The organism is Lutibacter sp. (assembly GCF_013139515.1).
In the GTDB taxonomy this organism is placed as follows: domain Bacteria; phylum Bacteroidota; class Bacteroidia; order Flavobacteriales; family Flavobacteriaceae; genus Lutibacter.
In genome coordinates this window covers 1-13,834 of the sequence record NZ_WTAR01000072.1, presented here as the reverse complement: position 1 = coordinate 13,834, position 13,834 = coordinate 1, and the positions used below count along the sequence as shown (strand labels likewise).

Below are 13,834 nucleotides of genomic sequence, written 5' to 3'. Positions count from 1 at the left end.
AAGTACAACCGACAGGCCTTTTGCAAATATGGAAATAGGCTTCTTTAAAAACTTTATTTTAACGGCAGACTATAGTTATTACAACTATAAAAACGATGAAAACACCATTAAAAACACCTATTCATTTCTAAATGCAGATTTATATTACCAGCAAGAAGATAGTAAGTGGGAGTTCAAAATTTCGGCTGATAATTTAACAAACAACACATCTATAAATAGAGATAGTTACAATCAAATTACAGATAGTAATTCAACATCGTTGTATTTTATTCAGCCAAGAATTTATATGTTTTCAGTAAAATATAATTTATAGGGCGTTTCCCTACGGGTCGGGCTATCATTACTCGCTTTTTACTGTTGTTTTTACAACTGTAAAAGAGCTGAAACAGGCCATTCTATCCCTAACGCAAATAAAATCCTTACTTGTAAAAAAAATGAGGGTTTATTGATTCATAATACCGTTCAAATGAAACGTTTTTTATGTTATTTCAATGTTAAACAGTATATTTAGTTACTACTTGCAAAAACACCACTAAAAATATGAAACACATTTATTTCATTGTACTTATTTTGCTGATTTCCTGTTCTCAGAATAAAACGAAAAACACCTCCGAAGTTCTAGATTTTTGTGCGAATATTCATACAAACCAAACTACAAATTTATCCAATGAATTGGAAAATATTTCTGAATTGATGGAAACAAAAACAGGTGTTTATGTGTTAGAAGATGGAGGTGGATCGTTGGTAACACGTGCATGGCTTAGTGAAAATGCAGAACAAACAATAGATATTCAGTATTTTATTTTTTCTATAGATAATGTTGGGTTAATTGCGTGTGATTATTTAGTGAGAGCAGCAGATAGAGGTGTTAAAGTTAGAATTTTGGTTGATGATATTATGGTAGATGCAGATGTAGAAGATGTTTTAATATTAGACTCACATGAAAATATTACCATTAAAATATACAATTCAGGCGTAAATTTAGGGAAGAATATTTTTAGTAAAATAAAAAAGTTTGCAACCGATTTTAGATCAGCCAATCAGCGAATGCACAACAAAACTTTTATTGTTGATGGAAAAGTAGTTATTACTGGTGGTCGTAATATTGCCGACGAATATTTTGATTACGACCATGAATACAATTTTAGAGATAGAGACGTGTTGTTACTTGGGAAAGTAACCAATGATGTGAATACCTCTTTTAGTGAATTTTGGAACAGTTCGCTAAGTATTACAACCAAAGAATTATTTCCAAAAGTTGTAATTAATAGCAGTGACAATAATAAGTTTGAAAAATTGCACCAATACGCTTGTAACCCAGATAATTTTTGGCCTCAGATACGAACTCAAATAGAAAATTTACCACAGGCATTTAAAAGTATTAAAAATTCCAAAGAATTGGTTTGGGTAGATGAAGTTTCTTTTGTTTCAGATGCTCCAGGAAAGAACGATGGAACAAGCGGTTTGGGAGGCGGAGGCATTTCTACAGATGCTCTAATTGAATTGGTGAAAAACGCAAAATTTTCACTTGATATTCAAACTCCGTATTTAATAACTTCAGAGTTAAGTCAAAATCTTTTTAGAGAAGCAGTTAGTCGAGGTGTAAAAGTTAGAATATTAACTAATAGTTTAGCTTCAACAGATAATCTAGAAGCATTTAGCAGTTACCAAACTGATCGTGAAAAATTGTTAAAGACAGGGATAAAAATTTATGAATTCAGGCCAGATGCTGCTGAACGCAAAAAAATTATGACAGGGGAATTACTAGAAAAGTTAGAATATGCCCCAATTTTCGGATTGCACGCTAAGACGATGATAGTTGACGATAGTATTGTTGTTATTGGCACTTTTAATCTTGACCCTAGAAGTGCTAATTTAAATACAGAATGTGTCGCTATTATTCATTCTAAAAAAGTAGCATCACAAGTGCTAAAAGGAATAGAAATAGAATTCGAACCAGAAAATTCTTGGGAAATAAGTTTAGAATTTAATCCAGATTCTGAAGTGAGTAAATGGAAACGAATAGGAACTTGGACACGAAAAATTCTTCCTAAAGAAATTTTGTAAAATGGAAGTTGCAATGAATATTAATAGGATAAGAAAATATACTGATAATGATAAATCAGAAGTGTACGATTTATACAAAAGAGTAGCTGAAATAGATGGCGGAATTGCCAGAACAAGAAATGAAATCACTGATGAATATATAAATAATATGATAAGTTCTTCAGGAAAAAATGGAATTCACTTAGTAGTTGACCATCCAACAAACGAAAACCAATTAGTAGGTGAAATTCATTGTTATAAACTTGGACCAAGTGTTTTTAACCATGTTTTATCTGAATTAACAATGGTGGTTTCTGAAGATTTTCAGGGAAAAGGTATTGGGAAATTACTTTTAAAAATACTATTAAGTACAATAGAAACTAAGAGAAATGATATTCTTAGAGTTGAATTAATTGCAAGAGAATCTAATACTAAAGCTATTGAACTTTATCAACAATTAGGATTTAAAATTGAAGGAAAATTAGAAAACAGAATTGACTCTAGAAACGGTACATTTGAAGCAGATATCCCAATGGCTTGGATAAATAAAAATTTTAGAAGTTAAAAAAATCAACATATATGAAACCGATTTTTCAATTTATAGTAAATGAATTAACAAAGCGAAAACTAAAAAAAAATAAAATTGAATTAAATGAAATAGAGAAAGAAATTATAAATACAAAAGTTGAATTTACCCATTTCATTAGAGATAATTTTTTTATTTCATTGGGGATAATATCTGCAAGTTTCGGCTTAAAAGGGTTTTTGTTACCCAATTCTTTTATTGATGGTGGTGTAACAGGTATTTCATTAATAATTTCAGAATCTACAAAATTACCATTGTCTATTTTATTGGTAATTATAAACTTACCGTTTATAATTATGGCATATTCTACCATAAGTAAACAGTTTGCTTTAAGAAGTATTGTTGCCATTTTTTTATTGGCAATTGTTGTCCATTTTGTGCCATTTCCAATTATTACCAATGATAAATTGTTAATTGCAGTTTTTGGTGGTTTCTTTTTAGGAATGGGAATTGGTTTGGCAATTCGTGGAGGTTCGGTTATTGACGGAACTGAAGTTTTAGCAGTTTTTATTAGCCGTAAAACCTCACTTACAATTGGTGATATTATCTTAATATTTAATATTCTTATTTTTGGAGTTGCCGCGTATGTATTTTCAATGGAAATTGCTTTGTACGCTATTTTAACTTATTTAGCCGCTTCAAAAACAGTAGATTTTATAGTTTCAGGGATTGAAGAATATGTTGGTGTAACTATTATTTCAGATAAAAATGAAGATATTAGGCTTGCTATTATTGAAAATATGGGAAGAGGTTGTACCATTTATTCGGGAAAACGTGGTTTTGGAAAACGTGGTGATGTACTAAAATCAACAGATATACTTTATACGCTTATTACAAGACTTGAATTAGCCAAACTGCACACTGAAATTGATAAAATAGACAAAGAAGCTTTTATTGTTATGCACAGCATAAAAGATGCAAAAGGGGGAATGATAAAAAAGCGTCCTTTAAAATAAAAAGATTAAACCAAATCAAATTTTAAGAGTCTAAAAATAAATTAGAGTATTTCATTAAAATTTGAACCAAGCTTATGAAAATTAAATTCCCACATTATTTTTTAATAATTTTAGCCATTGTTTTTAATTTTAGCTGCTCAAAAGAGTCATCAGTTATTGAAGATGCTGTTATTGTTGAAGATGATACAATAACTTTAGAAAGTGTTTATAAGGATATATTAACACCCGCTTATTATTTAACTTCTACAGATATTTCTTTTAAAAATGAAGTAAATCAATTTGTAAATACGGTGCAAAATATTCAGTTTGGACATCCTCTAGAGGGTTTAAATTCAATAATTCCAAGTTTTGTAATTAAAGGTAATTATGGAAGTACAAAAGGAACTGGCACGTCAATTCAATATCATCCTGCAGTAGATATACATGTTGGAAATTATCAAAAAAACGTAAGTCTTTACGCTGCTCATGACGGTTATATTTCAACTGCCAGAGATGTAGATAAATACCGACAGTATGTTGCTATTACTAAAAACATTGAAGATAATACTGGACAGTTAATAGGGAGATTAGTTACAATTTATGCACATTTAGATTTAGATGCTCCAGAATCATTATTCCAAGAAGGAGATTATGTTAGTAAAGGAACTTTAATTTCAAAACATTTGTATGCTGAAACCGTTGGAGGACCTCATCTTCATTTTGAAGTGCGTTATTACAGAGCAACAGACATTGGAAACGAAACATTTTACGGTGGTAATGTGGCTGGTTTAACACAGCCTTCAGCTGGCGATTGGCTGTATGGATATTGGAATACTACTGTAGGTTACGGTTTTGGAAATCCTAAAAATCATGACCTCTTTTTGTATTAATATGTAGAAGTTTATTCTGAATTAATGGCTATATTAGATTTATGGATAGTGATGAAATTAAACAAAAACTTATTGAACAAATATCTTTAACAGAAAAATCAATTGAAGAATATAGAGAGCTAACAAAACCAATTGCTCCAGATTGTGCTATTGGTAGAGTTTCTCGTATGGATGCTATAAATAATAAAAGTGTTTCAGAAGCTTCATTAAGACAGGCTGAGAGTAAATTAAGAAACCTTCAACGTGTTTTTTCTCAAATAGGAAGTAATGAGTTTGGAATTTGTTTAAAATGTAAACAACCAATTCCTTTAGGTAGAATTTTAATTAGACCTGAGAGTTTATTTTGTGTGAATTGTGCGCAGTAAACTAAGCCCTTTACATTTTTGTTGGTTTTATAACGTTATTTTTTAATAATTTATAACTGCTATTAAAGAATTATATGTTTAATAAATTCAAATTTAACTATTTGATTTTTTTTCACATTTAATATTATTTTTTTCTCTTTTTTACACCTCATTTTTTGATATTAAAATAAATCGCACTTTTTATACAAAAACTGATATTACTCAAGTTTTTGCAACTTACTGTATCGTAATTTTATATACATAAAACATCACTTCAATATAGATGTTAATTCCAGTTGTAAATTGTTAAATTATGTTTAAAATAATTAAAAAAGAGTTTCTATCTAAAAATGTTGCAAGAATAATTATTGAGGCTCCTTATATAGCTAAAAGTAGAAAAGCAGGAAATTTTATCATTTTAAGAATTGATAAAAATGGAGAGAGAATCCCATTAACAATTGCTGATGCAAATATTGAAAAAGGCACAATTACCGTAATAGCTCAAAAAGTTGGAGTTACTTCTCATAAATTGTGTGATATGAATGTTGGTGATACTATTTTAGATGTTGTTGGGCCATTAGGGACAGCAACTCATATTGCAAATGTTGGTACTGTTTTATGCGCTGGTGGAGGCGTTGGTGTTGCACCACTTTTTCCAATTGTACAAGCAATGAAATTTGCAGGAAATAGAGTTATAACTGTAATTGCTGCAAGAACAAAAGACCTTGTTATTTTAGAGGATGAAATGAGAGAATATTCAGATGAATTAATTATTATGACTGATGATGGTTCTTTAGGCGAAAAAGGATTAGTAACTCTAGGAATGGAAAAAGTTATTCAAAGAGAAAAAGTAAATGAAGCGGTTGTTATTGGACCTGCTGTAATGATGAAGTTTGCAGCTTTAGCAACTAAAAAGTATAATATTCCAACGGTTGCAAGTTTAAATACTATTATGGTTGATGGTACAGGAATGTGTGGAGCTTGTAGAGTTTCAGTTGGTGGGAAAACAGAATTTGTTTGTGTTAATGGGCCTGAGTTTGACGCACATCAAGTAAATTTTGATGAAATGTTAAGCAGATTAAATGCTTATAAAGAGAAGGAAGCAACTGGTTATAATGATTACTTGAAATCTCTAGAACCAATATTAAACTAAGTTTATTTTTATAATTAGATAACATATAAAATGGGAACAGAATTAGATAAAGAATATTATAAAAAAGAACGTAAAGCCGATTGGCGAGATAAGTTGCGTAAAGAAATAAAGAGTAAAGAGCGTACAAAAGGTGTGCGAGTTCAAATGCCTGAAGCCGATCCAACTATTAGAAATAAAAGCAATATTGAAGTGAATAAAGGCTTAACATTAGAAATGGCAATGAGTGAATCTTCTCGTTGTTTAGATTGCGCAGTTCCAACTTGTATAACAGGTTGCCCTGTTGGTACAAATATTCCAAAATTTGTAAAGTACATAGAAAAGGGAGATATTTTAGGCGCAGCAAAAGTGTTAAAAGAAAACAATTCTTTACCAGCAATTTGTGGAAGAGTTTGTCCTCAAGAAATTCAGTGTGAAGCAGAATGTATATATGTTAAAAAGTTAAGTAAAGAAGGATCCGCAATTGGTTATCTTGAAAGGTTTGCCGCCGATTATGAACGCGAAAGTGGTAATTCATCTATTCCTGAATTAGCTAAATTTAACGGAATTAAAATGGCAGTAATAGGTTCTGGTCCAGCTGGATTAACAGTTGCTGGTGAGTTAGCAAAATTTGGATATGATGTGACTGTGTTTGAAGCTTTACATGATTTAGGGGGTGTTTTAAAATATGGAATTCCTGAATTTCGTCTTCCAAAAGATATTGTAGATTTTGAAATAAACACCATTAAACAAATGAATGTAAAGTTTATTACTAATTTTATTGTTGGAAAAACAGCTACAATTGATGATTTAAAAGAAGAAGGTTATAAAGCGTTTTTTATTGCTTCTGGAGCAGGATTGCCTAATTTTATGAATATCCCTGGTGAAAATTTTAATGGTATTCAAAGTGCAAATGAATTTCTTACGCGTGTTAATTTAATGAAGGGAGCAGATGCTAATTTTGATACGCCTGTTCATACAGGAAAAAATGTAGTAATAGTTGGAGGTGGTAATACAGCAATGGATTCTGTAAGAACTGCAAAACGTATGGGAGCAGAAAGGGCAATTATTGTATATCGTCGCTCTCAAGAAGAAATGCCAGCTAGAACTGAAGAAATTAAACATGCTATAGAAGAGGGAATTGAATTTATGAACCTTACTTCACCAATTGAATATTTTACAGACGCAAATGGGATGGTGAATAAGATGAGAGCTCAAAAGATGCAGTTGGGAGAACCAGATGCTTCTGGTAGAAGGCGCCCAGAAGTTATTGAAGGTTCTGAGCATGATATTGATGTAGATAGTGTTGTTATTGCTGTAGGTGTTTCGCCAAATCCAATAATTCAACAAAGTATGCCAGAATTGGAAACAACAAAATGGAATACCATAGAAGTTGATGATAATATGATGACTTCTGTTCCAGGTTTGTTTGCTGGAGGAGATATTGTTAGAGGTGGCGCTACAGTAATTCTTGCAATGGGAGATGGAAGAAATGCAGCTAAAGGAATGCATAACTATATAGAAAAAACTATTTTATCCGAGGTGTAAATCTGTTGAAATTATAAAAGTTTTAAAGCCGAATTAATTTAATTCGGCTTTTTTAGATTAAAAGAGTAAGTTTTATTCAATTATAAAACGTTAAATTTAAAATTGGTACAACTCTTGTTAATTACAAAATAGTTTAAATTTTAAAATCAATAATATGAAAAAAATAATCCTTCTTTTAGTTCTATGCCTAATTTTTACAAACGCTTTTTCACAAACCAAAAATTTTATTGATCAACCTTATATTGAAACAAGAGCAAAAGTTGATACGCTAGTTTCACCTGATAGAATTTACCTTAAAATTTTAATTTCAGAAAAAGACACTAAGGGAAAAATTTCAGTAGAAGAATTTGAAAATAAAATGGCCGTAAAACTTGTTTCGTTGGGTGTAGATTTACAAGAGCAATTAACTTTAAGTGATGTTGCAAGTAATTTTAAAAAGTATTTTTTAAGAAAACAAGATATTCTAAAAAGTAAAGCATACCAATTGGTAGTTTATAATGCACAATCTGCAGGGAAAGTAATTGTTGGGTTGGAAGAAATAGGTATTTCTAATGTTCAATTATACAAAACTGAGTATTCTAAAATTGAGGCTTTAAAATTAAATTTAAAAACCAAAGCTATTATTAAAGCAAAGAAACAAGCAGAAGCTTTATTAAAACCGTTAAATCAGAAAGTTGGAACAGCTATTTATATTTCAGATGTAAGTAACTATAATAATTATGGCTTACAAGGAAGAGCTGCAGGATTAGAAGTTGCGTATGATCTTAACAAAAGCAAAACTTTTGAACCGATTGATATTGACTTTAAAAAAATAAAAATTCAAAGTGAAATTGGCATCAAATTTAAGATTGAATAGGGTAATTTCAGTTATAAATAAATTCGTTTTTTAGTTAAAATCTCCTGTTGAAGGCCTTTCAAAAATTTCAAGTTCGAAATTTTTGGTAGCCGCAAATAAATGGTCAAAAATATCAGCCATATTGGCTTCGTATATTGCCCAATCCTTATTTTTACTAAAGGCATAAACCTCAATTGGCACACCAAATTCGGTAGGTGGTAATTGCCTAACCATGCAAGTCATTTGGTTATTTATAGTTGGGCTATTTTTAAGATACTCTTCAATATACACCCTAAACACACCAATATTTGTTAAATGTCTTCCGTTAATTAATTCTTGTTTGTTAATTGATTTTTTAACGTTGTAAGAATTAATTTCAGTTTGCTTTTCATGTATGTAATTACTTATTAAATGGTATTTTCCATATTGCGCTAACATTTCATTTGAGCAAAATTTAATACTGTCAATTTTAATATTTAAAGCTCGCTTAATTCGCCTACCTTCTGATTCTTCCATACCTCTCCAGTTTGTAAATGAATCAGAAATAAAAGCATATGTTGGTATAGTAGTGATGGTTTTATCAAAATTTTGAACCTTTATGGTGGTTAAATTTATTTCAACTACATCTCCATCAGCTCCATATTTAGAAACGGTAACCCAATCACCAACACGAACCATGTTATTTCCAGAAAGCTGAATACTAGCGACAAACCCTAAAATACTATCTTTAAAAATGAGCAGTATAATTGCTGCCATTGCACCAATACCACTAAGTAAAAACAATGGATTTTTATTAATTAAAATTGAAATAATAAGAATACCAGCAATTAAGTAAATGATGATTTTCCCTAATTGGCTAAAGCTATCAAGTGGTTTGTCTTTAAATCGTTCAATTTTAGAAAGTATTTCTGTTGCTGAATTGAAAAGTGAACTAAAAATTTCTATAGCAACAAGAATAATAAAAATATTAGTTATACCTGCTAAAAAAGGAACTATAAACTGAAAGTCAGAAAATAGCAAAGGAGTATAATAATTAAATAAAATTGCAGGTAAAAGATGTGAAACAGAATTTATTACTTTTTTATTGAAAATAATGTCATCCCACAGCGTTTTTGTTTTTAATGTTACTTTAGGAATGATATAATTAAGTACTTTTTTTCCTAGCCACCATACAAATAAACATAGGCAAATAAGCAATGAAAATAAAATGATTGTTCTTGGAATATAAACAACATCTGTATTTATATTTAAGACTTTTGTTAATAGGTTATCAAACCAGTTTGTGAAATTAAAATCCATAAGCAAAAGTAATAGTATTTAATCAAAAAGTATTATAAACTAAAAGCGTCTTTTACTTTGGTAACATAATCTAATTTTTCCCAAGTAAATAATTCAACATCTAACACTTTTTCAGTTCCATCAACATTTCTAAATGTTTTTGTAACGGTTTCATTTTCACGTCCCATATGTCCGTAAGCTGCAGTTTCCAAATACATTGGTTGACGTAATTTTAAACGATCTTCAATAGCGGCTGGACGCATATCAAATAATTCAGATACAAGATCAGCAATTTCACCATCTGATTTTTCTACATTAGCTGTTCCATAAGTATTTATATAAATACCCATTGGTTCTACAACTCCAATAGCGTACGAAACCTGAATTAAAACCTCATCAGCAACACCAGCTGCAACTAAATTTTTAGCGATATGTCGTGTTGCATACGCAGCACTTCTATCAACTTTACTTGGGTCTTTTCCAGAGAATGCACCACCACCATGAGCACCTTTTCCTCCGTAGGTGTCAACAATAATTTTTCTACCGGTTAAACCCGTATCTCCATGAGGGCCACCAATCACAAATTTTCCTGTAGGATTTACGTGATATACAATGGCATCATTAAATAATGCTTTAATTGAAGCAGGTAATTTGGCGATTACTCTTGGAATTAAAATTGAAATAACATCACTCTTAATTTTGGCAAGCATTGTTTTATCATCTGGACCAAAATCGTCGTGTTGAGTTGACACTACAATATCTTTAATTCTAAAAGGAACATTATCATCCGTATATTCAATAGTAACTTGGCTTTTAGAATCTGGACGTAAATAATTAATTTCGTTATTTTCTCTACGTAATTCAGCCAATTCAACTAATATTTTATGACTTAAATCTAATGCCAACGGCATAAAATTTTCAGTTTCTTTGGTAGCGTATCCAAACATCATTCCTTGGTCACCAGCACCTTGTTGTTCTTTAGAATCTCTATCAACACCTTGGTTAATATCTTGTGATTGTTCGTGAATTGCAGAAAAAACACCGCAAGAATTTCCATCAAACATATATTCACTTTTTGTATAACCAATTTTATTAATAACGTCTCTAGCTATCTTTTGAACATCTAAATAGGTTTTAGATTTTACTTCACCAGCTAACACAACCTGGCCTGTAGTAACTAAGGTTTCACAGGCAATTTTAGAGTCTTCATCAAAAGCTAAAAAATTATCAACTAAAGCATCTGAAATTTGATCTGAAACTTTATCTGGATGACCTTCTGAAACAGATTCAGATGTAAATAAATATGACATATATTTTAATTTATAAGTTAAATTAAAGAATGATTTAGGTGATTGCTTTGGTCGCTGAAAGAAGTAAATAATTACTGCTTTAGCATTTTTTAATGAGGTTGCAATCAGTTCAAATCCTTCCTCTCGAATTATTGACTGCAAATTTACAAAAACTAAAAATGATACAAAGCAAAAAGTGTTTTTTATTTTAAAAAGTGTTGCGAGAGTAAGAATTAATGCGTTAATTTGCGCTTTAGTTCATAAACTTATTGAATATTGTTATCAAGAAAGGCAGAGGGAATAGACCCTGTGAAGCCTTAGCAACCCTTTATATATAAAGAAGGTGCTAAATTCTACCCATTTGGATAGATAACCAAACCTAATTACCTTTCGGTAATTTCTGCAATTTCTCATAACAATTTTTATTAAAGCAACTAATACTACCTAATTTAGGTGTTGGTAACATATAAATAATTATTGATGAATCAATTAAATTACATAACAGTAAATAATTTCATTTCAGAAAAAGGAATAGCGAATAATGCTATTACACTTTCGTACCAAGTTTTTGGTAAAGAATTATTTTCTGCACCAATTGTTTTAATAAACCATGCGCTTACTGGAAATTCTGAAGTTGCTGGTAAAAATGGTTGGTGGAAAGATTTAGTAGGTGAAAATAAAGTAATAGACACTCAAAAATATACAATTTTAGCCTTTAATATTCCTGGAAATGGACACGATGGATTTGTAATTGAAAATTATAAAGATTTTGTTGCTCGTGATATTGCCAATCTTTTTTTAATTGGTTTAAAAGAACTTAAAATTAAAGAATTATTTGCCATTGTTGGCGGTTCTTTAGGTGGTGGAATTGCATGGGAAATGGCAGTGTTAAATCCTGTGATTACAAAACATTTAATTGCAGTTGCAACTGATTGGAAATCGACTGATTGGTTGATTGCTAATTGTCAAATTCAAGAACAATTTTTATCTAATTCAAGCAATCCAGTACACGATGCTCGTATGCACGCTATGTTGTGTTACCGAACTCCAGAATCTTTTAAAGAACGTTTTCAACGTTCTAAAAACGAAGATTTAGAAATATTTAATGTAGAAAGTTGGTTGTTGCATCATGGAAATAAATTACAAGAACGTTTTCAACTTTCAGCCTATAAATTAATGAATCAATTATTAAAAACAATTGATGTTACTAAAGGAAGAAACGAAAATGTGTTAAATACCATTAAAGCCAATATTCACATTATTGGGGTAGATTCAGATTTATTTTTTACTGCTGAAGAGAATAAAGAAACACAAAAACAGCTCGCATTATTAAATCCCAATGTAACGTATAATGAAATTAATTCGGTACATGGGCACGATGCATTTTTAATAGAATATAAACAACTAGAGCAGATAATAGCACCAATTTTTAATAAAAATTATAAAAGCAACAAGATGAAGGTAATTAAGTTTGGAGGAAAATCATTGGCAAATGGTAAAGGGCTAGAGAGTACGTTGGCTATTATTAAAAATAAAATAAACCAAGGAGAAAAGATAGCAGTTGTTGTTTCAGCAAGGGGTAAAACAACCGATCATTTAGAGTCAATTTTAGTAAAAGCTAAAAATAATTTACCTTTTTTAGAAGAGTTCGAAGAGTTTAAAAATTACCAAACAGTAGTTGATAGCACTATTGATTTAAATGAAGAATTTAAGTTGCTAGAAGAAATATTTAGAGGTGTTAATTTATTAGGTGATTATAGTGAAAAAGTGAAAGATCAAGTACTTTCACAAGGGGAAATACTATCTGGAAAATTAATTGAACACTTGTTAAATAAGCAAGGCGTTAAAGCCAATTTTGTTGATACGAGAACTTTAATAAAAACAAATGGAGAGTTTGGAGACGCGCAACCATTTGAAAGTGTTTCAGAAGACAACGTAATAGCACATTTCAAAAAAAACAGTGAGGATGTTACTCAAATAATTACGGGTTTTATTGGTTCAAATTTAAATGGAGAAACAACCACTTTGGGTAGAAATGGAAGTAATTATACTGCAGCTTTAATTGCTAATTTTTTAAATGCTGAAGAGTTTCAAAATTACACACATTTAAACGGAATTTATACAGCAAACCCAGATTTGGTTTCTACTTCAAAGAAAATTGAAAAACTATCATATCAGGAGGCTAACGAAATGGCAAATTTTGGAACTGATATTTTGCATGCGAAAACCATTATTCCGTTAATAGAAAAAAATATTCCTTTAAGAATATTAAACACTTTTGATCCAGAAAACAAAGGAACTTTAATTGGTTCAGAAACAGAAAGAGGAGGAATTAAATCATTATCGGTTCAAGAAAATGTGGCTTTGGTAAACTTAATTGGACGTGGTTTATTAGGGAAAGTTGGTGTTGATGGTAGAATTTTCACTGCCTTAGGAAGAGAAAATATTAGTGTTAGTATTATTTCTCAAGGTTCATCTGAACGTGGTATTGGATTTATTGTTGATGCAAAAGACGGATATAAAGCTAAAATTGTATTAGAAAATGAGTTTAAAAACGAATTTCAAAGCAAAGATGTAAGTCAAATTTATATTACTGAAAATGTATCGGTAATTTCAATAATTGGTCAAAGTTTGTATTCTTTTAACCAGCCATATAGCGCGTTAATTAAGAATAGAATTACGCCTATTTTAATAAATAATACAGTAACTGGTGAGAACGTTTGTTTGGTCGTAAAGCAAACAGACTTACACAAAGCAGCAAATGTAATTCACGGTGAAATATTTGGGGTTTCAAAAAACATCAACATTGCTCTTTTCGGAAAAGGCTTGGTAGGCGGAACACTAATTGAGCAAATTTTTAAAAGTCAACAAAACATTTTAAAACGCAAAAATATCCATTTAAACATTTTTGCAGTTGCAAATTCAACCAATGTATTGTTTAATAAAAATGGAAT

The 13,834-nt window shown here is 30.4% G+C and carries 11 protein-coding genes, 1 pseudogene and 1 riboswitch; of the genes and pseudogenes, 10 read left to right on the top strand and 2 right to left on the bottom strand.

Going from position 1 to position 13,834, the window contains the following annotated elements; translation table 11 throughout:
• The 9 genes and pseudogenes from GQ540_RS07135 to GQ540_RS07095 all read left to right on the top strand — a co-directional run.
• A pseudogene (locus GQ540_RS07135) lies at nt 1-313 on the top strand (TonB-dependent receptor); the annotation flags it as partial.
• Between the two features lie 380 nt (nt 314-693).
• Nucleotides 694-2,067, top strand: coding sequence for a phospholipase D family protein (locus tag GQ540_RS07130; RefSeq protein WP_291799469.1), 1,374 nt, complete (start codon nt 694-696; stop codon nt 2,065-2,067).
• A 1-nt stretch (nt 2,068) separates the two neighbouring features.
• Complete coding sequence (locus GQ540_RS07125; protein ID WP_291799468.1) at nt 2,069-2,611, top strand: GNAT family N-acetyltransferase; 543 nt, start codon at nt 2,069-2,071, stop codon at nt 2,609-2,611.
• Between the two features lie 14 nt (nt 2,612-2,625).
• Nucleotides 2,626-3,588 (top strand): YitT family protein, encoded by a 963-nt coding sequence (locus GQ540_RS07120; protein WP_291799465.1) that lies wholly within the window; start codon nt 2,626-2,628, stop codon nt 3,586-3,588.
• A 74-nt stretch (nt 3,589-3,662) separates the two neighbouring features.
• Nucleotides 3,663-4,457 carry a M23 family metallopeptidase gene (locus tag GQ540_RS07115; RefSeq protein ID WP_291799461.1) on the top strand — a complete coding sequence of 265 codons (795 nt, stop codon included), beginning with the start codon at nt 3,663-3,665 and terminating at the stop codon, nt 4,455-4,457.
• Nucleotides 4,458-4,498: 41 nt separating this feature from the next.
• Nucleotides 4,499-4,822, top strand: coding sequence for a TraR/DksA C4-type zinc finger protein (locus tag GQ540_RS07110; protein ID WP_291799458.1), 324 nt, complete (start codon nt 4,499-4,501; stop codon nt 4,820-4,822).
• A 292-nt stretch (nt 4,823-5,114) separates the two neighbouring features.
• Complete coding sequence (locus tag GQ540_RS07105) at nt 5,115-5,954, top strand: sulfide/dihydroorotate dehydrogenase-like FAD/NAD-binding protein (RefSeq protein WP_291799455.1); 840 nt, start codon at nt 5,115-5,117, stop codon at nt 5,952-5,954.
• Nucleotides 5,955-5,984: 30 nt separating this feature from the next.
• Entirely contained in the window at nt 5,985-7,478 is a 1,494-nt protein-coding gene (gene gltA, locus GQ540_RS07100; RefSeq protein WP_291799453.1) for an NADPH-dependent glutamate synthase, read from the top strand.
• Nucleotides 7,479-7,632: 154 nt separating this feature from the next.
• Nucleotides 7,633-8,334 carry an SIMPL domain-containing protein gene (locus GQ540_RS07095; protein ID WP_291799450.1) on the top strand — a complete coding sequence of 234 codons (702 nt, stop codon included), beginning with the start codon at nt 7,633-7,635 and terminating at the stop codon, nt 8,332-8,334.
• A 30-nt stretch (nt 8,335-8,364) separates the two neighbouring features.
• Here GQ540_RS07095 and GQ540_RS07090 read toward each other — a convergent pair whose 3' ends face one another.
• Together GQ540_RS07090 and metK are read right to left on the bottom strand one after the other, a co-directional pair.
• Nucleotides 8,365-9,612, bottom strand: a complete 1,248-nt coding sequence (locus GQ540_RS07090; protein WP_291799447.1) for a mechanosensitive ion channel family protein — start codon at nt 9,610-9,612, stop codon at nt 8,365-8,367.
• A 32-nt stretch (nt 9,613-9,644) separates the two neighbouring features.
• Nucleotides 9,645-10,901: a methionine adenosyltransferase gene (metK, locus tag GQ540_RS07085; protein ID WP_291799472.1), complete on the bottom strand. Its 1,257-nt coding sequence runs from the start codon at nt 10,899-10,901 to the stop codon at nt 9,645-9,647.
• A gap of 255 nt (nt 10,902-11,156) precedes the next feature.
• Nucleotides 11,157-11,256, top strand: a riboswitch (SAM riboswitch).
• A gap of 104 nt (nt 11,257-11,360) precedes the next feature.
• Here metK and GQ540_RS07080 point away from each other — a divergent pair.
• On the top strand, nt 11,361-13,834 hold a 2,474-nt coding region (locus GQ540_RS07080; RefSeq protein ID WP_291799442.1), incomplete at its 3' end, for an aspartate kinase.

What these genes read in the sequence shown, in the direction of transcription:
- GQ540_RS07130 (WP_291799469.1), top strand. Translation starts at nt 694, where the DNA reads ATGGAAACAAAAACAGGTGTTTATGTGTTAGAAGATGGAGGTGGATCG.
- GQ540_RS07125 (WP_291799468.1), top strand. Translation starts at nt 2,069, where the DNA reads ATGGAAGTTGCAATGAATATTAATAGGATAAGAAAATATACTGATAAT.
- GQ540_RS07120 (WP_291799465.1), top strand. Translation starts at nt 2,626, where the DNA reads ATGAAACCGATTTTTCAATTTATAGTAAATGAATTAACAAAGCGAAAA.
- GQ540_RS07115 (WP_291799461.1), top strand. Translation starts at nt 3,663, where the DNA reads ATGAAAATTAAATTCCCACATTATTTTTTAATAATTTTAGCCATTGTT.
- GQ540_RS07110 (WP_291799458.1), top strand. Translation starts at nt 4,499, where the DNA reads ATGGATAGTGATGAAATTAAACAAAAACTTATTGAACAAATATCTTTA.
- GQ540_RS07105 (WP_291799455.1), top strand. Translation starts at nt 5,115, where the DNA reads ATGTTTAAAATAATTAAAAAAGAGTTTCTATCTAAAAATGTTGCAAGA.
- gltA (WP_291799453.1), top strand. Translation starts at nt 5,985, where the DNA reads ATGGGAACAGAATTAGATAAAGAATATTATAAAAAAGAACGTAAAGCC.
- GQ540_RS07095 (WP_291799450.1), top strand. Translation starts at nt 7,633, where the DNA reads ATGAAAAAAATAATCCTTCTTTTAGTTCTATGCCTAATTTTTACAAAC.
- GQ540_RS07090 (WP_291799447.1), bottom strand. Translation starts at nt 9,612, where the DNA reads ATGGATTTTAATTTCACAAACTGGTTTGATAACCTATTAACAAAAGTC.
- metK (WP_291799472.1), bottom strand. Translation starts at nt 10,901, where the DNA reads ATGTCATATTTATTTACATCTGAATCTGTTTCAGAAGGTCATCCAGAT.